The following is a 22,464-nucleotide window of genomic DNA, read 5'->3' on the forward strand; positions in this document are numbered from 1 at the left end:
TATCTCAATAAATTCTTCTTCGATTAGTGTGCCGCCGCGGCGTTTTCTTCGAATGCCGCCGCCAGTGCCTCGTCGCCGCTCAAACCGGCCGCCTTGGCACGTTCCAGGGCCTGCAGGACCCTCTTGTAGTCCCTCGGCATGACCTTCAGGAACTGGTGGGCGTAGGTCCTCCAGTTGTTCAGGATGGCCGCGGCCCGCGCGCTCCCGGTCCTCTCCGCATGGCTCATGATCATCGCCTTGACGGTGGCGACGTCCTGCTCGTCCAGCTGCTCGAGATCGGCCATGTCGGTGTTGCAGCGCTCCCTGAACTGGTGCTGGTCGTCGAGCACGTAGGCGACGCCGCCGCTCATGCCGGCCGCGAAGTTCCTGCCGGTCTCGCCGAGCACCACCACGGTGCCGCCGGTCATGTACTCGCAGCCGTGGTCGCCCACCCCTTCCACCACCGCGTTGACGCCGGAGTTGCGGACGCAGAAGCGTTCGCCGGCGATCCCGCTGATGTAGGCGGTGCCGCTGGTCGCGCCGTAGAAGGCGACGTTGCCGGCGATGATGTTCTCCTCGGCCTTGAACTTGGAGCCCTCCGGAGGATAGACCACGATGGTGCCGCCGGAGAGCCCCTTGCCGAGGTAGTCGTTCGTGTCGCCGGAGAGCTCCATGGTCATCCCTTTCGGAATGAAGGCGCCGAAGCTCTGGCCGGCCGAGCCGTTGAACTTGAGCCGGACGGTCCCTTCCGGGAGCCCCTCGGCCCCGTAGGCCCGGGTGATCTCGTTGCCGACGATGGTGCCGGCCACGCGGTCGATGTTGGTGATGGAAAGCTCGGCGGATACCTGCTCGCCTTTCTCGATGGCCGGCTTGCAGATAGCGAGGAGCCTGGTGATGTCGAGCGACTTGTCGAGGCCGTGGTCCTGCGCCTCGGTGCAGTAACGGCTCCCCTTGACCCCGATCTCCGGGCGGTAGAGGATCTTGCTGAAGTCGAGCCCCTCAGCCTTCCAGTGGGCGACGGCCCGCTTGGGCTCCAGGCGGTTGGCGCGTCCCACCATGTCGTTGAAGGTGCGGAAGCCGAGCTCGGCCATGATCTCCCGGACTTCCTGGGCGACGAAACGCATGTAGTTGACCACGTACTCCGGCTTGCCGGCGAACTTGGCCCTGAGGACCGGGTCCTGGGTGGCGACGCCGGTCGGGCAGGTGTTGGAGTGGCAGACCCGCATCATGACGCAGCCGAGGGTTACCAGCGGCGCGGTGGCGAAGCCGAACTCCTCGGCGCCCAAGAGGGCGGCGATGGCGACGTCGCGGCCGGTCTTCAGCTGGCCGTCAACCTCCACGATGATACGGGAACGGAGGTTGTTGAGCACCAGGGTCTGGTGGGTTTCGGCCAGGCCGAGCTCCCAGGGGAGGCCGGCGTGCTTGATGGAGGAAAGGGGCGATGCGCCGGTGCCGCCGTCGTAGCCGGAGATGAGCACCACGTCGGCATGGGCCTTGGCGACCCCGGCCGCGATGGTGCCGACCCCGACCTCGGAGACCAGCTTGACGCTGATCCTCGCGCGGCGGTTGGCGTTTTTAAGGTCGTGGATCAGCTCCGCCAGGTCCTCGATGGAGTAGATGTCGTGGTGCGGCGGGGGCGACACGAGACCGACACCCGGAGTGGTGTGACGGGTCTTGGCCACCCACGGGTAGACCTTGTGCCCCGGCAGCTCGCCACCTTCGCCCGGCTTGGCCCCCTGGGCGAGCTTGATCTGCAGCTCGCCGGCGCTGGAGAGGTAGTTGCTGGTGACGCCGAAGCGGCCGGAAGCAACCTGCTTGATGGCGGAGTTCTTGGAGTCCCCCTGCTCGTTGGTCCAGGTGAAGCGCTCGGGATCCTCGCCGCCTTCGCCGGTGTTGGAGCGGCCGCCGATGCGGTTCATGGCGATGGCCAGCGCCTCGTGGGCCTCCTGGCTGATGGAGCCGTAGCTCATGGCACCGGTCTTGAAGCGCTTCATGATCTCTTCGACCGGCTCCACCTCGTCGATGGCGACCGGGACGCGGATCTCGGTGTTGAAGTCGAGCAGGCCGCGCAGGGTGTACAGCCGCTCGTTCTGCTCGTCGATCAGCTTGGAGAAGACCTTGTACTCGTTGTAGTCGCCGGTACGGGTCGATTTCTGCAGCGACTGGATGGTGAGCGGGTTGAAGAGGTGCTCCTCGCCATCCTTGCGCCAGCCGTACTGCCCGCCCGGGTCGAGGGTCGGCTCCACCGGCACCCGGTGCGGATAGGCCTTGCGGTGGCGGACCAGCAGTTCCTGGGCGATCCCGTTGAAATCGATGCCGCCGATCCTGGAGGGGGTCCAGGTGAAGTACTTCTCGATGACCGAGTCGTGAAGGCCGACCGCTTCGCAGATCTGGGCGCCGCGGTAGCTCTGGATGGTGGAGATACCCATCTTGGCCATGGTCTTGACGATACCCTTGACCGAGGCCTTGATGAAGTTCTTGACCCCTTTCTTGTGGTCGATGCCGGTCAGCATCCCCTGGGCGATCATGTCGTCGATGGTCTCGAAGGCCAGGTAGGGGTTGATGGCGGTGATGCCGTACCCCAGGAGCACCGCGAAGTGGTGTACCTCGCGCGGCTCGCCCGACTCGAGGATCAAGGACGCGTGGGTGCGGGCGGCGGTGCGGATCAGGTAGTGGTGCAGGCCTGCCGACGCCAGGAGCGCCGGAATGGCAGCGTACTCCTCGTTCACGCCGCGGTCGGAGAGGATCAGGATGGTGGTCCCCATCTCGATGTGGCGGATGGCGGTAGAGAAGAGGCTTTCCAGGGCCTTCTCCATCCCCTCGGCGCCGTCGGCCGCCTTGAACAACAGCGACAGGGTGACGCTCTTGAAGCCCGGCTGGTCAAGGGCGCGCAGCTTCTCCAGTTCCTCGTTGGTGAGGAGCGGGTGGTCCAGGTGAATGGTACGGGCGCTGATCGCCGTGGGCTTTAAGAGGTTCGACTCCGAGCCGACGCGGACCGTGGTCGCGGTGATGATCTCCTCGCGGATCGGGTCGATCGGCGGGTTGGTCACCTGGGCGAAGAGCTGCTTGAAGTAGTTGTAAAGGAGCTGCGGCTTCTCGGAGAGGACCGCCAGCGGGGTGTCGGTTCCCATCGAGCCGAGCGGCTGGATGCCGTCGGTGGCCATGGGGCCCACGATGGTCTCCAGGTCCTCGAAGCTGTAGCCGAAGGCCTTCTGGCGCTGCAGGAGGGAGGACTGCTCGGCCGGCGCTGCCGTGGCTGCGGCGGGGAAGCTCTCCAGGGACTGGTGGTTGACCGCGACCCAGTCGGCGTACGGCTTGGCGGTGGCGAGCTCGTTCTTGATCTCTTCGTCGGAGACGATGCGTCCTGCTTCGGTGTCCACCAGGAACATCTTGCCCGGCTGCAGCCTCCCTTTCTTGATCACCTTGGCGGGGTCGACCTGCAAGACGCCCGCCTCGGACGCCATGATGACCAGGTCGTCGTCGGTCAGGTAGTAGCGGCAGGGCCTGAGGCCGTTACGGTCGAGCACGGCGCCGATGATCCGGCCGTCGGTGAAGGTGAGGGCGGCCGGGCCGTCCCACGGCTCCATCAGGCAGGAGTGGTACTCGTAAAAGGCGCGCTTCTCCTTGCTCATGCTCTCGTGGTTTTCCCACGGCTCCGGGACCATCATCATCACCGCGTGCGGCAGGGTGCGGCCGGATTTGACCAGGAGCTCGAGGCAGTTGTCGAACATGGCGGAGTCGGAGCCGTTGGCGTCGATCACCGGGAGGAGCTTCTTGATGTCCTCGCCGAAGAGCTCGGAAGAGAACATCGACTGGCGGGCGTGCATCCAGTTGACGTTCCCCCTCAAGGTGTTGATCTCACCGTTGTGGGCCAGGTAGTGGTACGGATGGGCGCGGTCCCAGCTCGGGAAGGTGTTGGTGGAGAAACGGGAATGCACCACCGCGATGGCGGTCTCCACCGACTCGTCGCGCAGGTCCGGGTAGTACTGGTCCAGCTGGGCCGGCATCAGCATCCCTTTGTAGACGATGGTGCGGGTCGAGTTGCTGGCGAAGTACCAGAGCGGATCCACTCCGGTGTCGCGGATCTCGTGGATGGCACGCTGGCCGATCACGTAGAGCTTGCGGTTGAAGGTGTCCTCGTCCCAGGACGGGTCGCGCTTGAAAAAGATCTGGCGGACCAGCGGCTCGCCGGCCTTGGCGGTGTCGCCCAAGAGCGAGTTGTCGGTGGGGACCTTGCGGCGGCCGATCATCTCGACCCCTTCCTCGGCGGTGATCCGGTGGAAGATGTGCTTGGCGGCCGAGCGCTCGGTGGCGTCCGGGGAGGTGAAGAGCATGGCGACGCCGTACTCGCCGAACGGGGGGAGCTCGAAGCCCAGCCCGGGGCAGACCTTGCGGAAGAAGGCATCGGGCATCTGCAGCAGGATGCCGGCGCCGTCGCCGGTGTTGTGCTCGCTCCCCACCGCGCCGCGGTGGTCGAGGTTAGCGAGGACGGTTATGGCCTGCTGGACGATCTCGTGGGACTTCTTCCCCTTGATGTTGGTGACGAAGCCGACGCCACAGGCATCATGCTCGAACTGGGGATCGTACATCCCCTGCTTCTTGGGTAATCCGATAGTTTTCATGATGCGACCTTTGCGGGAAATGTTCATGGTGCTGATGGAATCGTCACTATGATGCAATACCGGTGCCGATTCACACCCCGTTCGGAGTTCCGGTACTTTGCGCCCGGACCAGCCATTTTCTCCCCCCGTTGAGCTCTCATGAGCTTACCGATGTTACACAGTCGAGTACTCACTTCCACCTCACCGCGCCGTCTCCCCCTCCCGTGAAATCACGTCCCCCCTTGTCAAAGGGGGGGGCCAGGGGGGATTTGCCTCCGCCAAGCCGAGGCCAACCCTCGCCCCCCCCTTGCTTCGAACACCTGCGACTCGCGTCCCCCCCTTTGCGAAGGGGGGACAGGGGGGATTTGCCTCTCGTTGAATTATCCGAACCCTATATCTATAAGTAAGAGTAGCCGGTGGGTTCCCACCAGTAGAAGCCGTCGCTGCTGGCAAGGATAGGTGAGTTAAAGGCGGGGAGAGAGAAAAAGTAGGTGTGGGCCATCCTCGGGATCTTTCGGCTTGAAGCTCTTGATCGAAGCCAAGCTTCCATGAGGGGGCCGTCCACGGTGAAGTGGTCTTGCGACAACAGCCGCTTACGCTTTGCTTGGTCGAGTATGCGGGATAAGAAAACGAAGACTCGTTTCTGAACTTGGGTTTTCGACAACCTGCTAGAGGGGTGCCGTGGCACCTCACCCTTCTTGTTTGAGGCGCAAACGGTACCAGGTTACGAGGCCGCTTTTTTGCGGTACCAGGAGGGGAGCAGCATAACGGCGGAGATCAGGACGGTGCCGATCACAAGCGACGGGGAGGCCTTTCCCTTCAGCAGTGCGGGAAGAGAACTGGAGAAGACGATGAACGCTATGCAGGCGGGGAGCATGAAGAGGAAGCTCGCTGCCACGTAGTGCCAGAAGGGGATCCTGGTCAGGCCGAAGGCGTAGTTGAGCAGGTTGAACGGGAAGAGGGGGACGAGCCTCGTCACGGCGACGATCTTCCATCCCTGTTCGCCCACCTTCTGGTCGAGGTTCTTCCACATCTCGCCGGTCAGCTTCGCTTCCACCCAGTCCCGCGCCAGATACCTTGCCACCAGGAACGAGGCCGAGGCTCCCAGGGTGGCGCCGGTTATGGCATAGACGACACCCCAGACCGGGCCGAACAGGAGCCCGGCGGCTATCGCCATCGGAAGGCCGGGGAGAAAGAGCACCGGGGTGATGCCGTAGAGCAGAATGAAAAGGACCGGCCCCAGGATTTCGTGCCCCTGGAGCATGAGCTCCAGGGCAGCCGGGTCGCAAAGATGGCTCCCCCCCGCCAGCCGAAAGAGCGCCGCCGCGGTGGCGACCAGGAGAAGGATGGTGGCAGCTTTCAGCCGGCCAGTCGTGTCACTCGTCAACTCTTTCCCTCCTCGTTCCCGCATGATGGCGAACTTCCCACTCCTGCGGAATTTCCGTTTCAGGGCCAGCCTGTTCAGGTAGGTGAAGGGGGCCCGGGAGACCTTGATCTTGCCGGCGAGAGCTTCCTCCGGCTTCAGCCAGAGGTCGAGCAGGTGTATCGTAGCGGCCTTGCTGCGGTAGCTTTCGGCACATGCCGCGCAGTAGGTCACGATCGGTCTTCCTGCCGCTTCCTCGGCCCGCGATGCGGCTGCCTGCGCGAGAGTGTCGGGACGTACGAAGTTGACCCCGCCGCCGCGCCCGCAGCACTGGGTCTTTCGGCCCGCATGCCTCATCTCCTCGACCTGGAGCCCCTGCCGGCTAGCCAGTTCGCGAACGGCATCCTGCACCGGCTCCATCCTCCGTGATACGCAAGGATCGTGGACCACGACGCTGGCAGCGCGGCTGCAGTGCGAGGTGGCGGGCTGGGCGGCGAATGCCTCGTACACGGTCTCGACCGTCAGGTTCCCTCCGTACTCGCTGAAGATCCTCTGGCAGTTCGGGCAGGCCACCAGCACCTTCCTGATCCCTCTCTCCAAAAGATAGTCTTTGATCTCCCCGAAGGAGGCCTGGAAGTGGCCGGTTCTCCCGAGGCTGTGGGACGGCTTGAGGCAGCAGTCGAGCACGATTCCCAGCTGGGGGACCGTGCGTTTCAACTCCTCGTAGACACCCCACACCACGCCCGGCCGGGAGCCTGGGAGGGCGCAGCCGGGGAACAAGACGGTGTCGCATTGTTCCGGCAGCCCGTAAAAGGTGAAGGCCGGGGAGGTCCCTTTCCTTTCATAGGCGATGAGCGGCGCGTGCCGCGGGTCGTCGCCCCCCCGTGTTTGCCGGACCTCCCGACGGCGCTCCAGGAAAAATGCTGCTGGGTCGATCCCTACCGGACAAACTGCTGTGCAGAGGCCGCAAAGCGTGCAGTGGAACGGATCACACTCTCTCAAGCCGTCGGCCAACTGCCTCGGGTTCCCGCTCCGCTGGAGAAAGTCGCACTCCTTCACGCACAGGTTGCACCCGGTGCAGGCATGGACGTTACCAGCCGCTCGGCCAGTTCCCATAGATGTTCGGTTAGCTACTGCCATTGCGAATCCCAAGGTGGGGAGCCGGGCTCCCCACCATAGTTTTAGATGGAGGTTAGGGGATAGACGCTACAGCCGGTCCCATACCGCAGCCGGTGGCGATGGGGAGGGTGTGATCCTTGGACCAGCCGATCCAGGAACTGTCATAGTTGTGAAGCTTGTCCAGGGACCACCCGAGCAGGTAGAAGGTGAATAGCGCCTGGGTGGAACGTACCCCGGACTGGCAGAAGAAGTACTGGTTTTTCTTCGGATCGGCCCCCAGCTTTTTAAGGATGGAGGCAGCTTCCTCGGCGGAGACCCACTCGGCGCGGTTCGCCTTCTTCTTGAAGATCTCCCAGCTTGCGAACTTGCCCCAGGGGATACGCCCTTTACGGTAGGCGCCTTTCTTCAGCTCTTCGCCGCAGTACTCCTTCTGTTCACGCTCGTCCCAAAGCTGCCCCTTGTGCTGGTCCTTCAGGGTCAGGATCTCCGGGGTATCCACCCTGAGCCGCGGATAGGCGACGCTGGCTTGGAAGTTCCCGGAGTGGTTCTTCTCCGGGGCCAGGAAGTCGGTATCGTACCCGCTCTCTTTCCATGCCTTCACCCCGCCGTCCAGCACCCTCACGTCGGTCTTGCCGTAATAGAAGAAGGCCCACCAAAGCCTGGTGGCGTCGTACTTGGTGTCGAAGATGACGACCTTGGAGTCCTTGTTAATGCCGAGACGCCTGGCCAGTTTGGTGAACCCTTCCGCGTCGATGAGATTGCCGGTGACCCCGTTCTGGGTTTCGGCCGGCGCCTCGTATTCGGGGCGGTCGACCATGAAGGACCCGGGAATGTGGCCGAGCCGGTACTCCAGCTCGTTTTCGGCCGCCACGATGACCAGTTTGGGATCCTTGGAATCGATGAGATGCTTCAGCTCTCTAGCCGTGATGAGCGCGTTGCCCCGGGCATACCCTTTGTACCCCTGTTTGGGAGCCGCTGCGTGAGCCCCTGCTGCCAAGGATACTGTAAGGGAAACGGTCAAGAAAACCAGGATAAATAGCCTCTGCATTTCACTACCTCCATTGTAAAGTAAATATGGCGGCCAATATCTAACCAAAAAAGTAGTAAAATGCAAGAGGAATGTTGCACTAGAATACTCAAGTAAGCTTGTCCTTCGCGTTGGGGGGTGTGTAGGCGCGAGTGGGGCAGATCGGCACACCATACCGGGGGATGGGAAGTTGTAAGGCCGAGGTGGCGAGGTGGCGAGGTCGGGAAGGGAAATTGTGAGGTCGTGAGGTGACGAGGTGACGAGGTGGTTAGGAGGGGTAGGGAAGGGTAGGGAAGCGAGGAGATAGGACGACACTCGTTCAAGAGCACGAAGGGGAGGGCGATAAGGTTCGCCCTCCCCCTCGTGAGGATCGCTACATCATGGAACTGCCGGTACTGCTTCCGGACCCTATGGTGCCACCGCTGCCTGAGCCGGTCCCGGTGGTGCCGCTTCCCATGCCGGTTCCGGAAGTGCCCCCACTCCCGGAGGTCCCGGAGGTGCTGCCGCTACCGGAGGTCCCGGAGGTGCTGCCGCTACCGGTGCTCCCGCTGCCAGTCGAGGAGCCACTTCCCATCATGGACCCGCCGGTGGAGCTGCCGGTGGAGCTGCCGGTGGAGCTGCCGGTGGAGCTGCCGCTGCCGGTCGAACCGCTCATCCCCGTCCCGCCGGTGCCGGTCGAGCTGCCGCTCCCCATCATGCCGGTGCCGGTCGAGCTCCCGCTTCCCATCATCCCTGGTCCGCGGAAGGAGGTGGACATGTTCCTAAACGGCATGCCGCTCGGAATTGCCATGGTGGTGGAGGTCATCGAGCCCATCAGGGTGGACATGGTCCCCTGGGCGCCCGCCATCTTGATGGAGGAGATGTTGGAGAAGACCGCCCCCATCATGCCGCGGTAGCGGTTCACATCGACGGTGGTGGTGCTGCCGCTAGTCCCGATCACCTGGGGCATCTGGCCGCCCATGAGCGCCGCCATGTTCTGCGCTGCCGTGTGCATGGTGGTGTTCTGCCCGTCGATGTAGTTGGCCAGCATGTTGGTCCCCGCCGGCAGGTGCATCTTGGCGGCCAGGGCATCCATCGCCTGCTGCATGGTGGCGTACTTGCCGGTCTCCATCATCTCGCGGATCACCGACGACATCGGGCTCACAAAGTTACCGTTGACGCTGCCGCTCACCCCGGCGCCGGGGAGGCTCATGACGTAGGTGCTGGTGACCGGCTGGTTGGTGTCGAGGTCGACGGTCTGCCCCTGGATGGCCATGGCCACGATCGGGTACTTGCCGACGTCGGCCGGATCGACGGTCAGGGAGTAGTGCCCGGTCGCATCGGTAGTGGCTGACGGCTCGCCGGGATCGAGCTGGTAGTTGTTGTTCTTGTCCATGAAGACGACGGCGTTGGCGAGGTAGCCGTCGGCGACCTGCCCGGAAACGGCGGTGCCGGAGGTGGCGGTCTTCGAGCTGCCGCCACAGCCTGCCATGAGACCGGCGACGACCAACAGCGATGCGGAAATAATTTTCTTTTTCATGCGATGCTTCCCCTTTTGCGTTAGAAATCCCTTTTGCGTTAGAAATCGTGATATATGCTCAGCCCTCCACCGTAGTCCGGGCTGTTGGTGGTGAATCCTTTGGCGCCGTAGAGCTCCATCCCCGTCTTCGGGGTCAACAGGTACTTCAGTTTCAGCCGGGCCTCGAGCAGGTCGCTCGCCCCTTCGGCCGGGGAGGTGGCCCCCTTGACGACGATCATCGGGAGGAAGCGGTCCCCGACCGCGTAGCCGGTTCCCGCGCTGTAGCTTACGTAGTCCTTCAGGCGGACCGTGTCCGAGTGTCCCTGGTGGAGGTAGCCCACCTCGGCGAAGGAGTACGTTCTCCCGATCCGCTTGGAGAGTTCCACCGCTCCCCCTTCGTCGAAATTCCCGGTCCCGAGGGTCCCGTGCTGGGCGGTCGGGAACTTCACCTGGAGGTAGGGGCGGATCCTCGGCATGAGCTCCCCCTCGGGGACCAGCACGTAGCCCCCCTTCAGGATGACGTCCCCCAATCCGTAGACGTCGTGCGAGGTGGCTGCCGTCTGGGCGGTTCCCCCCGAGCCCGCCATCCCGGAGCCGGACATGGCCGCCGCATGGCTGGAAGCCCCCATCATTCCCCCGCCGGTGATGACGCTCGCGGTCACCGAGGAGTTACTCTGGTAGAGATAGGGGACCTCCAGGGAGAACCCGAGCCGTTCGGTGGGAGCCACCGCCACGGTGAGCGGCGCGTAGACCGATTCCGTCCTGGTGGCGGTCCCGTACTTTCCCGACGAGAGTTCGAACCCCATCCCCACCGTCACCGCGGGCGTTTCTGCGCGGGCGCAGAGGGGGGCGAGGAGGAGGGCCACGGGAAGGACCCGGCCGGCGACATAGAACATCTTACGTAACGTCATGCATACTCTCTAAGGGGCGAACCCCGGTTAGTGCCTCATCATGGAGCCGCCGCCGCGAAACAGCATCCCGCCCCCCTGGAAGAGGGCACCTCCGGCGGGGCGCTCTCCCCCGGTGGTGACGCTGTGCTGCGCCCAGTTCGGGGCCCCGGTTTCGTTGCGTAGTTCGACCTGGCTGCCGCTGCTCCGGTTGACCAGGCGCTGGGTCAGCAGGTAGCTCTTGCCATCCTGCCCCTGCGCGCGGGCTCCCTTGGCGGTTACCAGGTCGTTGGCCTTGAGCGCTATCCCCTTACGCTCCCAGAAGGAGGCGGGGCCGAGGCACAGTCTCACCACCTCACCTCCCTGCTGGACATCGACCAGGTACTGGTCGGGCTCCTCCAGGCGCGGAGAGGCGGTGACCCTGCCGGAGACGGTCGCCACCGTGTTGACGTCGTACCCCCGCTGAAAGTCCAGCCCGCTCACACCCCTGGTGCCGGCGCCGAAGTCGAAGAAACCGGCCTGGGAGGAGGTGGCCGCCAGCAGGTTGAGGCTAAATGCCAGCAGGGCCGCGGAAAACCGTGGGAGGGTTCGGTGTCGCCGGTTTTCTTTTTGGTACCTGACCATCGGGGCCAACCTTTCTTCGTGGTGACGTGCTGCCTATCCTTCTTCACGCTGCGTGCCAACCTGCTAACCTGCCGGTTCGACAGGAAAAAGCGTCTCCCTCTCCGCCGGCCGGCAAGAAAAAAGCGTGCAAGAAGTTGCACGCCTTCACCTCGCCGTTGCACCAACCGGCTTCTAATCATCCTCGAGCAAACCGTACTCCTTGAGCTTGTACTGGAGGGTGCGCCGGGAGACCCCCAGCTCGTCCGCGGTGAGGCGGCGGTTTCCTCCGTGGCGCCCGAGCGCCTTCACGATCATCTCGCGCTCGGCGGCCTTCAACTGTTCGCGGCTGTCGGGGCTCTCCCCCCCGTCCGGGTGCTTGATCTCCTCGGGGAGGGCGGCAAGCCCCACCCGGTCCCGGGAGAGGATGACCGCCCGCTCCAGCACGTTTTGCAGCTCCCTCACGTTGCCGGGCCAGTGGTAGCGCTTCAGGGCGGCCAGCGCCTCGGCATCCACCCCCGCCACCTTTTTGCCGAGCTGCCCCCCGAAGCGGTGGAGGAAATGCTCGATCAAAAGCGGCAGCGCGTCCACCCTCTCCCGCAAAGGGGGAAGGTGGATCGGGAAGACGTTGAGGCGGTAGTAGAGATCCTCGCGGAAGCGGTGCTGGTCCACCTCCTGCCGGAGGTTGCGGTTGGTCGCGGCGATCACTCTCACGTCGGCCTTGATCTCCCTCGTCCCGCCGACCCGCTCGAAGACCCGCTCCTGGAGGACGCGAAGCAGCTTGGCCTGCAGGGAGACCGGCATCTCCCCGATCTCGTCCAGGAAGATGGTCCCCCCCTTGGCCAGCTCGAATTTCCCCTGCCTCGCCTGAATGGCGCCGGTGAAGGCTCCTTTCTCGTGGCCGAAGAGCTCGCTTTCGAGGAGGTTCTCCGGGATTGCGGCGCAGTTGAGCGCCACGAAAGGCCCTTTGCCGTGGGGGCTTGCCAGGTGCACGGTCCTGGCCACCACCTCCTTGCCGGTCCCGCTCTCCCCGATCACAAGCACGTTGGCCAGCGTGCCCGCCACGTCCTGGACCAGCCTGCGCACCGGTTTCATGGCCTCGCCTGCGAAGAGGAGCCCCTCCGTGGGGAGCCCTGCCGCTTCCGACTCCTTGAGAGAAAGGTAGTCGCGGGCCCTCGCCTGGGACTCGATGGTGCGCTTCACCAGGGCGAGGAGGGTATCCGGGTCGTCGAGCGGCTTGGTCAGGAAGTCGACCGCTCCCTCCTTGATGGCGCTCACCGCTTCCTCGACCTTCCCGAAGGCGGTCAGGAAGATGAAGGGGGGATGGCCGAGCTGCTGCCTGCTCTCCCTAAAGAGCTCCAGCCCGCTCTTGCCGGGGAGCTTCAGGTCCGAAATGACCAGGTCGAAGTCCCCCTGCCGCAGGAGCCTGGCCCCCTTGGCCCCGTCCTCGGCGGTCTCGACCTGGTAGCCGTCGTCTTCGAGGATCACCTGGAGAAAACTCCTGAAGGTGGCGTCGTCCTCTATCAGCAGAATGGTTCCCTTTGTTTCCTTCACGCTCACTCCTTTGCCAGCGGCAGGCGCAATTTCGCTGCTGTCCCCGCCCCTGGCCTGCTCACCAGCTCGATGGTCCCACCGTGCTCCTCGGCCACCTTGCGGCAGAGGGCGAGCCCGAGGCCGGTTCCTCTCGCCTTGGTGGTGAAGAACGGCTCGAAGACCCGCTGGAGATCGGCGGACTCGATCCCCAATCCGGTGTCGGTGGTGGCGATCACCACCATCTTTCCTTCCCGCCCGGCGGAGATCCGCAGGCGGCCCCCGTCCGGCATGGCCTGCAGGGCGTTTTTGCCGAGATTCAAGAGCAGCTGCTCCAGCCGGTCCCGGTTCCCGGTCACCGTCCCCCCCGCCCCGCAATCGACGGTCACCTCCACGGCAAGCTCGGCGGCTTCGGAGGCGAGCAGGGAGGTCGTGTGGGTAATGAGCTCGCAGACATCGACCGCCGCATGGGGGGAGGCGGCGGGGGAGGCGTACGCGAGGAGCTCTTCCACCAGGCTCTCGAGCCGCTTCGCCTCGGTGACGATGTTGCCCGCGAACCTCTCGTTGCGCTCGTCGGTCGGTTTCTTGGCGATGACCTGGGCGAACCCCTTGATCCCCGAGAGCGGGTTGCGTATCTCGTGGGCGAGCATGGCACCCATCTCTCCCAGCCGTGCCAGCGACTCCCGGCGGGCCATCTCCTGCTGGTGCAGCTCTTCGCGCCGCGCGTAGCGGTAGAGCGCCAAAACGAGCACCCACCCCGCCGCGACCAGCGAGATGAGGATGGTGGCATTCAGGTTGGCCCGGCGAAGGGCGGCGTCGGCCCGGTAGGTGTGGAGGGCGAGGCAGAGAAAGAGGGGCTCCCCCGGGAGCCGGAATGGCGTGGCGTACTCGAAGGCCCGCTCGCCGGTCCCAAGCCTCACCCGCGTCTGAAACGGGGTCCCACCTTGCAGCCTGGTAAGGAGCGTCCCGTCGAGGACCGGCGTCCCGATCAGGTCGGCATTGGAGTGAAAGCGGTAGATCCCCTTGCCGTCGATGAGGGCGAAGTAGGCGAGGTCCGCCGGATGGAAGGAGGCCAGCTTGGCCAGCGAGGGATCGGTGGCCGCCAGGTTCTCGACGGCGGCGCCCATGGAGAGGGCGAGCCCCTGGAGCTGCTCCTCGGCGGCAGGTCCCGCCTGGCTGTAGTCGTAGAGCGCGAACCAGAGCAGGAAGAGGCTGAAGCACGCGCCGATGGTGAGGATCGCTTTTCGTATCATGTATACCTTGGGTGGGGCCGCTCCCGGCCGGCTGCCGGAGCCGGACCTGACATAGACGATGCTGGAGAAGCCGCTATCTCTCAGTCCCTGCTCTAACTGTACCAAAAGATGCGTAAAGCTCCCCTTTGCTGTCCCGGCGGCGTTCGAGCCGGGGAGGGGAGAGGGAGGCGCTCCGCCTGTTGGCGAATATCCCACAGCATCTGTGGAATTTTCCTCTCCCCGCCGGAGGCCGCTGCGCCTATCACGTCCGCCCTGCTGCCGAGCCCGGTATCCACCGCCGTCTCCGGAGACGGAAAGATTGTCCTTGATCTTGTCGTACTTTTATTGCAAGATCGCGCATCAATCGCACCATTCTCTAATGTGATGCTTTCATTGTGATGCTCTTATGGCCCTCTCTTTTTTCAGAAAATACGTTTCGCTGCTCATGGTCATGGTGACGCTCACCGTCTCCCTCTCCACCTTTTGCCGCAGCGCCTGCGCCTCCGAGCTCTCGATCGGGGCCTCTTCCCCCGGCGGTACCGTCATCGTTGCCTCCCTCGCTTCCCTTCCCGATGTTCCCATCGACCACGATCACCACGGCGAAGGCGATCACTGCGACAGCTGCTGCCACTGCCCCTGTCACGCCCCCCTGACCGTCCCTTCCCTCCACCTGGTGCCGGTCCCGGTGGCCACCTCGCTCGTTTTCCACGAACCTTTCCAGTCCATTCCCGAAGTCTATCTTCCCAAGTACATTCCGCCCCACATCCTCGCCTAGCGTACCCCTCATCACCTGAAGCCCCCTCGCATTCCGCACCCGGGCTTCTCCCGTTGATTTAGCCGCGGTTTTCCCGGCCGCCGCCGCTCTAGGGCTTGGCGGTCCGATCCGTCCCTGGCGCCCTCTATCCGTCTTCGTCACTCCGAAGGGGAGGAGCGCGCTATGGGGAAAGCACGGCAACCTGTACGCAGAGGAGGATTTCTTTGTCGCGTATTTTCTCATTGAAGGGAGCCGCAGGCTTTCTTTTCATCGGCACCCTGGCCTGCGCGAACGCGGGGCGGGCGGAAACCATCGACGTCCGGCGGGCGGCAGCCATGGCGCTTAGCGATAACGGCGAACTGAAGGCCCTGCGCGAGGAGCGCGGGGTCCGCGAGGCGGGAGAGACCAAGGCCTCGCTCTACCCCAACCCGGTACTGGAAGCCGGGCTCGATAGCGGCTGGCTTACCGGGAGCCCGGACGAGAGCACCTTCTCGGTGGCACTTTCCCAGCAGTTCGTCACCATGGGGAAGCGGGAGAAGCGGCGGGCCGTGGCCAGGAAGGAGCTCGTTTCCTTCGACCGGCAGCTGGACAATTCCGGCCGCCTGCTGGGGGAGGAGGTCAAGGTCACCTTCTACGACATCATCCTGGCCAAAAGGAGGACGGAGCTCGCCGGCCGCTCGCTCGTCCTCGCCAACCAGCTCCTCGATGTTGCCCGGGAGCGCTTCGCCGCGGGAGACATCCCCGAACTGGAGGTCAACCTGGCCCGGGTCGAGGTGGCCCGCAACGAAGAGCGGAAAAACGAGACCGAGCGGGAGCTGGTCCCCGCCAGGTCCCGGCTCCTCTACCTGATGGGGCGCTCCCCTTCGGACGGCATCGAGCTGCTTGATGACCTGGAGGAGAATCCTCCCCCCCTGGAGCCCGCGGCCCTGAAGGGGCGCGCCCTGGCTTCCCGCCCCGACCTGAAGGCGGCCGCTGCCGAGCAGGGGAAGGGGGAGGCCGGGATAGAGCTTGCCCGCGCCGAGCGGATTCCCGACCTCACCGCCGGCATCGGCTACCAGCGCCAGAACAGTTCCTTCGAGATCGGCGGCGTCACCGGAAAGCAGCACGACAACCTGGTGGCCCTCACCCTCTCGGTACCGCTTCCTTTCTTCGACAAGAACCAGGCGGCGCTGCGCGAGGCGCAGGCGCACAAGGGGAGCGCTGAGGCCCGCTCCCGCTACCTGCAAGCCGGCATCGAGCGCGAGGTGGATGCCTCGCTCGCCCGGCTGGCCGCGGCGGAGAAGTCGGTCGCCATCTACCGCAAGGAGATCCTCCCCCAGCTCGAGGAGAACCTGAAGCTCGTCCAGGAGGCGTACCGTCTGGGCGAGACCGGGATACTGGCGGTGATCGAGGAGCAGAGGAAATTTTTCGAGGTCAATGACGGCTACCTCACCGCCCTCTATGGGCAACGCGTCGCCTTTGCGAAGCTCGAGGCGGCGGTGGGTGAGGAACTGGAGAAGGGAACCACGGGAGGTGGGAAGTGAAACATAAAAATATGATATGCGCCGCAGTGCTGGCCCTCGTGCTGGTAGCGGCATTCGGATACCGCTTCACTCACCCCGCGGCCGGCGGCGGGGCCCACGCCGAAACGGAGGAGCCCGGGCACGGGGAGGGTGGCAAGGAAGAAAAGGGCGAGAAGAAGGAGGCTCCGGGCCCCGCCACCGTGAGGATGGAACCCGGGGTCCAGCTGCAAAACGGGGTGGTGGTCGCCGCCGCCGGGAAGGAGCGGCTGGCGGCAGTCATCTCCGCCACCGGCAAGGTCGAGGTCAACGCCGACCGGGTCGCCCACGTCTCCCCCCGCATCGCCGGGAAGATCGTCTCGGTCCATGCCTCGCTGGGAGACGGCGTGAGGAGCGGGCAGGTGCTGGCCAGGCTCGACAGCGTCGAGCTTGGGGAGGCCCTTTCCCGTTACCGGCAGTCCCAGACCAGGCTCGAGCTCGCCCGCAACAACATGCAGCGGGTCAAGACCCTGGTGGAGAAGAAGATCGCCGCCAGAAAGGAGATCCTCCAGGCGGAGACCGATTACCGGATGGCGGAGACCGAGCTCCACACCGACCGGGAGCGGCTGCTCCTCTTCGGCGTCTCCCCGGACGACCTCGACCGGGCGGCAAAGGGGCGCATTCTCCTTCCGGTCCGCTCCCCCATCGGCGGGGTGGTGACCGAAAAGCACGCCATCGTGGGGGAGCTTTCCGACCCCGCCAAGAGTCTCTACACCATTGCCGACCTCTCCTCGGTCTGGGTGCTGGTGGACATCCACGAAAAGGATCTGGCCAAGGTACGCAGGGGACAGGCCGTAACCGTCATGGTCGGCGCCTTTCCCGGCCGGAAGTTCCGCGGCCGGGTAACCTACCTTGCCGACGCGGTCGACGAGGCCACCCGCACGGTCAAGGCACGGGTCGAGGTGGCCAATCCGGGGCGCCAGCTGAAACCGGAGATGTTCGCCACCGTCGAGCTTGCGGTTGCCGCAGGCGCGCAGCCGGTGCTGGCCGTGCCGGAGGAGGCCGTGCAGGAGCTGGACGGCAAGAAGCTCGTGTTCGCCGCCAGGAAGGAGAACGAGTTCGAGCCGAGGGCCGTACAGCTGGGGCAGGCTTCGGGCGGCATGGTGGAAGTGGTTTCCGGTCTCAAAGAGGGCGAACGCCTGGCCGTCAAGGGCGCGTTCATTCTGAAGTCGGAACTGAAGAAGGGCGAACTCGAGGGTAACTGAGGAGATAACCTGGCATGCTAGAAAAAGTCATTGCATATACCCTGAAGCAGAAGGGGATGGTCATCTTCCTTGCGGTGGCGATCGTCGTCTTCGGCTTCTATTCCTACCTGAAATTGCCCATCGACGCCTTCCCCGATGTGACGAACATCCAGGTGGAGGTGGTCAGCCATGCCGACGGCCTGTCGGCGGCCGAAATCGAACGCAACGTGACCTATCCGATCGAGATGTCCATGCGCGGCCTGCCGGATATCGAGCAGCTCCGCTCGGTGACCAAGTTCGGCCTCTCCATCGTCACCATCGTTTTCAAGGATAACGTCGATATCTACTTCGCCCGGCAGCTCGTGTTCGAACGGCTGGCTGAGGCCCGGGAAAAGGTGCCCAAAGGCGTTCAGGTCGCCATGGGACCCATCGGCACCGCCATGGGGGAGATCTACCAGTACACCTTGGAGGGGAAAGCACCCCAGGATCCCGAACAGAAACGGGCCTACCTCACCAACCTGCGCACCCTGCAGGAATGGGTCGTCACCCCCCAGCTGAAGAGTGTTGCCGGGGTCAACGAAATCAACTCGTTCGGCGGCTACTTCAAGCAGTACCAGGTGCTGGTGGCGCCGGAGAAACTGGTGAAATACGGCGTCACCGTGGACGACGTCTACAACGCGATCGGCAGCAATAACAGCAACGTCGGCGGCAACGTCCTGGAACGGGGCCCGGACCAGTACATCGTGCGCGGCGTCGGCCTGATCCAGAGCATCGGCGATATCGAGACGATCGTCCTGAGATCCACGGGAGGCACCCCGACCTATCTGCGCGACGTGGCCCAGGTCCGGGTGGGCGAGGCGGTCCGCATGGGGGCCGCGGTCAAGAACGGTTCGGACGAGGCGGTCGGCGGCATCGTCATGATGCTGCGGGGCGAGAACAGCCGCGACGTGGTGGCCCGGGTGGCGGCCAAGGTCAGGGAGATCAACGAAAGCAACATGCTGCCGGACGGGATAAAGATGGTCCCCTACTACGACCGCAGCGACATCGTCAAGGCGAGCGTCGGCACGGTCAACAAGGCGCTGATCGAGGGTTCCATCCTGGTACTGATCGTCCTCTACCTCTTGTTGAACAGCATCCGGGGCAGTATCGTCGTGCTGCTGGCGCTGCCGCTGTCGCTTTTGGCGACCTTCATCGTCATGAAACTGACCGGCATCACCGCCAACCTGATGTCGCTGGGGGGGCTCGCGATCTCCATCGGCATGATCATCGACACCACCATCATTCAGGTGGAAAACGTACAGCGCCACCTGAGCGAGGAAGGGCATCTGCGCCCCAAACTGGCCACCGTTCTCAAGGCCGTCATGGAAGTGCGCAAACCGAGCATCTTCGGCGAGCTGATCATCGCCTTGACCTTCATCCCCATCCTGACCCTGGAGGGGATCGAAGGAAAGATGTTCGGTCCGCTGGCCGTTACCGTGGCCATCGCACTCCTTTCCTCCCTGCTGCTGTCGATCTTCATCATCCCGGTGCTCTGCAGCCTGTTCCTCAAACCGGAGGCGGAAAAAGAGAGCAGGATCATGGCCTGGGCCAAGAAGCAGTATCTGCCGATGCTGGAGTATGCCCTGAACAGGAAAAAGGTGGTTCTGGGTATTTCCGGCGGGCTGCTGCTGTTTTCGCTGTTCCTGGTGACCAGGCTCGGGTCGGAGTTCATCCCGATCATGGACGAGGGTTCCTTCGACATGGATGTCGCCATGCTCCCCGGGGTCTCCCTGGCCAAGGCACTGGAAGTGAACCAGCAGGCTGCCGCCAGGCTGAAGAAGTTCGACGAGCTCGATGTGGTGATCGGCCGCATCGGCCAGACCGGCGTTGCCCTCGATACCCGCGGCGTGGACAAGACCGGCTATGTGGGGGTGTTCAAGCCGAAGAGCGAGTGGAAACGGGATATCTCCAAGGAAGCCCTCACCAACGAGATGCGCGAGGCGCTGGAAACCGTCCCGGGAATCAGCTTCGGCTTCAGCCAGCCGATCCAGTGCCGGATCGACGAGCTGGTTGCCGGCACCCGCGCCCAGCTCATCGTCAAGCTCTTCGGCGAAGACCTGGACGTACTGCGCGACAAGTCGGCGGAAATCGCCAAGGTACTTTCCACCGTCCGCGGCGGGACCGATTTGAATACGGAAAAGGTCTCCGGCCAGCCGGACCTGACGGTCACCATCGACCGCTCGAAAATCGCCCGTTACGGCCTCAATATCAGCGACGTGCAAAACGTGATCGAAATAGCGGTGGCCGGCAAGGCGGCCTCCACCTTCTACGAACTGAACCGTGGTTTCGACATCACCGTCCGCCTCCCGGAGGAGAAGCGTAATTCGCTGGAGACCATCAAGAACCTGCTGATCGCCACCAAATCGGGGATGAACATCCCGCTCGAACAACTGGCCGAGGTGAAGATGGTCGAGGGGCCGGTTCAGATCAGCCGTCAGGATGGCGTGCGGAGGATCGGCATCGAGATGAACGTCACCGGCCGGGACATGGGAAGTTTCGTAGCCGAGGCGAAAGGGAAGATCCGGGATCGGGTCAAACTGCCAGCCGGGTACTACCTGACCTGGGGCGGCCAGTTCGAGAATCAGCAGCGGGCCATGCATAGACTCATGATCATCGGCCCGGTGGCCATCGCTCTCATCCTCCTGCTGCTCTACGTCACCTTCCGTTCCATCCGGCTGGCGCTGCTGGTCATTTCGAACCTCCCCTTTGCCCTGATCGGCGGCATATTCTCGCTGTTTCTCTCCGGGCAGTACCTCTCGGTCCCTGCCTCGGTCGGCTTCATCGTCCTCTTCGGGGTGGCGGTGCTCAACGGGCTGGTAATGGTGTCGCGCATATCCCAGCTCAGGGAGGAGGGGATGGAGCTTGGCGAGGCTATCAGGAAAGGGGCCCTCGATCGTCTGCGGCCGGTGCTGATGACCGCCTCCATCGCCATCTTCAGCCTGATGCCGATGCTTTTGGCCCAAGGTACCGGTTCCGAGATTCAGAAGCCCTTGGCCACCGTCGTCGTTGGAGGATTGATCACCTCCACGCTCTTGACCCTGCTGATCATCCCGGCGGTGTACGGCTGGTTCGAGAAGCGCAAGGCCGATGAAGAGATGTAGTTCCGGACCGGTGCCGCTTTGAAAATTGTAAAGGAGGTGCGTATGAAAAGTATCCTGATAGTGCTGATGGTGGCAATGGCAGTAGTGACTGGCGGCTGTGCCGGGAGGGGGGCGGTGAACAGAACGGGAGCCGGAACCGGCGGTGAAGTCTTCCGGGAGGTGACCCCGGGAGAGAAGGTGCCCCGGGGATACGCCGACCTGGAGATCACCCTTTCCATGAAGACCCACCGCCCCGGACTCTATTCCGGCGAGGACCGCCACGGCACCGGAGAGTACCAGCTGCAGGTGGACCTGGACGGCGAGCCACTGAGGCTATCGGGGAGCCTGTGGGAAGAGAAGGTGGAACCGAACGCCTTGCGCGACCCGGAGGGGGGCGAAGGGATCCGGTACTACTTTACCAAGACGGTCCGCGTCAAGGCGGGCGATCACCAGGTAGTCGTTGCCCTGCCGGCCGACGACCTCTCGGTGGACCGGGAGATCACCCTGGCCGGAGGGACCAGCAACCGGCTGACCCTGGAGCCGGTGTACCGGGAAGCAGCGGGGGCGGCGCGCTCCGCTCCCCATGGCAGCGCCAGCTTCAAAGAAGGTATGCGGGGATTCTGGATCAGCCTCAACGGCGCCCCCATCTAGCGTAGAAAGACCCACTAGGTGAGGGTGGTTCGCCACCCTCACCACTCCCTACCCGAATTGCCCCCTTTCGCGCCTCGTTTGACAGCGATCAGCTGGCGTTTGACAACAGTCAGCTGGCGCGTGACAAGAGTGCATGCGACCTGCTGTCGAAAACCGTAATGATTACCGAGTAGTCTGCACCTTGTCAGACGCCAGCCGACTGAAGTCAGACGCCAGCCGACTGAAGTCAGACGCCAGCCGACTGCGGTCGCATGTCAGCCGGCGGCGTTTACCTTGCAGGGTACATTTCTCTAGCGACCGCCTACCGGAAACCTCTCCGAAAACGGCAGGGAGGAGTCTAGACGTTATCGTGATTTTTGGGGACTTGGGGGTTGACAAGCGAAAGAGGTTGATTAAAATTCTCTAAAAAATTCAACAACGGGAGGACCTATGGTAGCGAAGCCGCTTCTGTTGATCAACTACACACGGTATTCGGCGGCGGCCGTGGTCGCCGAGGCGAGGATGGTGAAGAACAGCTTGACCAGTCATGATCATTTTCCTCCGCCATGGCCAGGGTATGTGATGTCGCTCGAGGAGGTGGGGCAGAAAGCCGATGCGCTGGAGGGGCTAGACCGCGAGGTGAAGAACCGCAATTTCTCCAAGGTAGCCGAGCGGGACAACTGCAGCCAGGTACTTAAGGACGGGCTGCAGGGCATCGGGCAGTACATCAGCATGGCCTGCGAGGGAGATGTGACCAAGCTGCAGGGAACGGGGTACCGGATAAGGCCGGAATCGAAGAAGCCGGCGCCGAAAAAGGCGATCGAGGTACCGGTCGCCGCGCTCTCCCATGCCAAGGGGACAGGGTGTTTCGACTGCAAGGTCCTTCTCCCCCCCGGAGCGAAGAGCTTCGAGTGGCAGATAACCCACGGCAATCCCGACGTAGAGGCGGACTGGCCCGAGCCCAACCGCTCCGTGGTGACCACCTTCCAGATTCCCGGCGTGACTCCCGGCGTCCGCTACTATGTCCGCGCCCGGAGCCTCTCCGCCACCGGCTTCAGCGCCTGGTCCGTCCCGGTTGGCCTCATGGCCCTTTAACCTTAATGCAGACGACATGTTACGCCGGGTGAACTGTGTGAAGAGGTAAGGGCACGGCGGCAGTATCACGAAAGCTGGAGATGAAAAACGAAAAGGGTGGGGTGCCATTGGCACTCCACCCTTTCTATTCTGCATGGCAATCGTTTGTAAATGGTGGGCGAGATGGGATTCGAACCCATGACCCCTGGCTTCGGAGGCCAGTACTCTATCCAACTGAGCTACCCGCCCGGGAAAGATTTAATTATCTACACCAATTCGGGAACCAACTCAAGCGTTAATTACAAAAAAATCAACTTTCGCGCGGGACA

General features: G+C 63.7%; 14 protein-coding genes, 1 tRNA gene and 1 pseudogene. 6 read left to right on the forward strand and 10 right to left on the reverse strand.

Translation table 11 applies throughout. From position 1 onward, the window contains the following. Nucleotides 1-23 precede the first annotated feature (23 nt). From gltB to L4X63_RS11445, 9 genes and pseudogenes are all read right to left on the reverse strand, one after another. On the reverse strand, nucleotides 24-4,601 hold the full coding sequence (gene gltB, locus L4X63_RS11405; RefSeq protein ID WP_250678752.1) for a glutamate synthase large subunit: 4,578 nt from the start codon (nucleotides 4,599-4,601) through the stop codon (nucleotides 24-26). 488 nt (nucleotides 4,602-5,089) lie between these two features. Further along, nucleotides 5,090-5,208: pseudogene (locus L4X63_RS11410) on the reverse strand (IS5/IS1182 family transposase); the annotation flags it as partial. A gap of 96 nt (nucleotides 5,209-5,304) precedes the next feature. Next, on the reverse strand, nucleotides 5,305-7,059 hold the full coding sequence (locus L4X63_RS11415; protein WP_250678753.1) for a VTT domain-containing protein: 1,755 nt from the start codon (nucleotides 7,057-7,059) through the stop codon (nucleotides 5,305-5,307). A gap of 76 nt (nucleotides 7,060-7,135) precedes the next feature. Next, nucleotides 7,136-8,110, reverse strand: coding sequence for a sulfurtransferase (locus L4X63_RS11420; RefSeq protein WP_250678754.1), 975 nt, complete (start codon nucleotides 8,108-8,110; stop codon nucleotides 7,136-7,138). 352 nt (nucleotides 8,111-8,462) lie between these two features. After that, nucleotides 8,463-9,608 (reverse strand): hypothetical protein, encoded by a 1,146-nt coding sequence (locus L4X63_RS11425; protein WP_250678755.1) that lies wholly within the window; start codon nucleotides 9,606-9,608, stop codon nucleotides 8,463-8,465. Nucleotides 9,609-9,646: 38 nt separating this feature from the next. Continuing rightward, entirely contained in the window at nucleotides 9,647-10,498 is an 852-nt protein-coding gene (locus tag L4X63_RS11430; protein ID WP_250678756.1) for a hypothetical protein, read from the reverse strand. A 27-nt stretch (nucleotides 10,499-10,525) separates the two neighbouring features. Beyond that, nucleotides 10,526-11,098, reverse strand: coding sequence for a MamS/MamX family magnetosome protein (locus tag L4X63_RS11435; protein WP_250678757.1), 573 nt, complete (start codon nucleotides 11,096-11,098; stop codon nucleotides 10,526-10,528). Between the two features lie 171 nt (nucleotides 11,099-11,269). Next, nucleotides 11,270-12,628, reverse strand: a complete 1,359-nt coding sequence (locus tag L4X63_RS11440) for a sigma-54-dependent transcriptional regulator (RefSeq protein ID WP_250678758.1) — start codon at nucleotides 12,626-12,628, stop codon at nucleotides 11,270-11,272. A 2-nt stretch (nucleotides 12,629-12,630) separates the two neighbouring features. Next, complete coding sequence (locus L4X63_RS11445) at nucleotides 12,631-13,857, reverse strand: two-component system sensor histidine kinase NtrB (RefSeq protein ID WP_250678759.1); 1,227 nt, start codon at nucleotides 13,855-13,857, stop codon at nucleotides 12,631-12,633. Between the two features lie 385 nt (nucleotides 13,858-14,242). Between L4X63_RS11445 and L4X63_RS11450 the strand changes: the two genes are divergently transcribed. The 6 genes from L4X63_RS11450 (at nucleotide 14,243) to L4X63_RS11475 (ending at nucleotide 22,156) form a co-directional block, all read left to right on the forward strand. Then, on the forward strand, nucleotides 14,243-14,611 hold the full coding sequence (locus L4X63_RS11450) for a hypothetical protein (RefSeq protein WP_250678760.1): 369 nt from the start codon (nucleotides 14,243-14,245) through the stop codon (nucleotides 14,609-14,611). Between the two features lie 203 nt (nucleotides 14,612-14,814). Beyond that, complete coding sequence (locus L4X63_RS11455; protein ID WP_250678761.1) at nucleotides 14,815-16,113, forward strand: TolC family protein; 1,299 nt, start codon at nucleotides 14,815-14,817, stop codon at nucleotides 16,111-16,113. Next, complete coding sequence (locus L4X63_RS11460; RefSeq protein WP_250678762.1) at nucleotides 16,110-17,333, forward strand: efflux RND transporter periplasmic adaptor subunit; 1,224 nt, start codon at nucleotides 16,110-16,112, stop codon at nucleotides 17,331-17,333. Before L4X63_RS11455 ends, L4X63_RS11460 begins: the two co-directional genes overlap by 4 nt. 14 nt (nucleotides 17,334-17,347) lie before the next feature. After that, nucleotides 17,348-20,452 (forward strand): efflux RND transporter permease subunit, encoded by a 3,105-nt coding sequence (locus L4X63_RS11465; RefSeq protein WP_250678763.1) that lies wholly within the window; start codon nucleotides 17,348-17,350, stop codon nucleotides 20,450-20,452. A gap of 42 nt (nucleotides 20,453-20,494) precedes the next feature. Next, a complete protein-coding gene (locus L4X63_RS11470) occupies nucleotides 20,495-21,082 on the forward strand; it encodes a hypothetical protein (protein WP_250678764.1) in 588 nt (195 codons plus the stop codon). 429 nt (nucleotides 21,083-21,511) lie between these two features. Continuing rightward, nucleotides 21,512-22,156 (forward strand): fibronectin type III domain-containing protein, encoded by a 645-nt coding sequence (locus tag L4X63_RS11475; protein WP_250678765.1) that lies wholly within the window; start codon nucleotides 21,512-21,514, stop codon nucleotides 22,154-22,156. Nucleotides 22,157-22,307: 151 nt separating this feature from the next. Here the strand turns inward: L4X63_RS11475 and L4X63_RS11480 are convergent. Further along, a tRNA-Arg gene (locus L4X63_RS11480) sits at nucleotides 22,308-22,384 on the reverse strand. Nucleotides 22,385-22,464 lie beyond the last annotated feature (80 nt).

Source organism: Geomonas sp. Red32, from assembly GCF_023652955.1.
GTDB lineage: Bacteria > Desulfobacterota > Desulfuromonadia > Geobacterales > Geobacteraceae > Geomonas.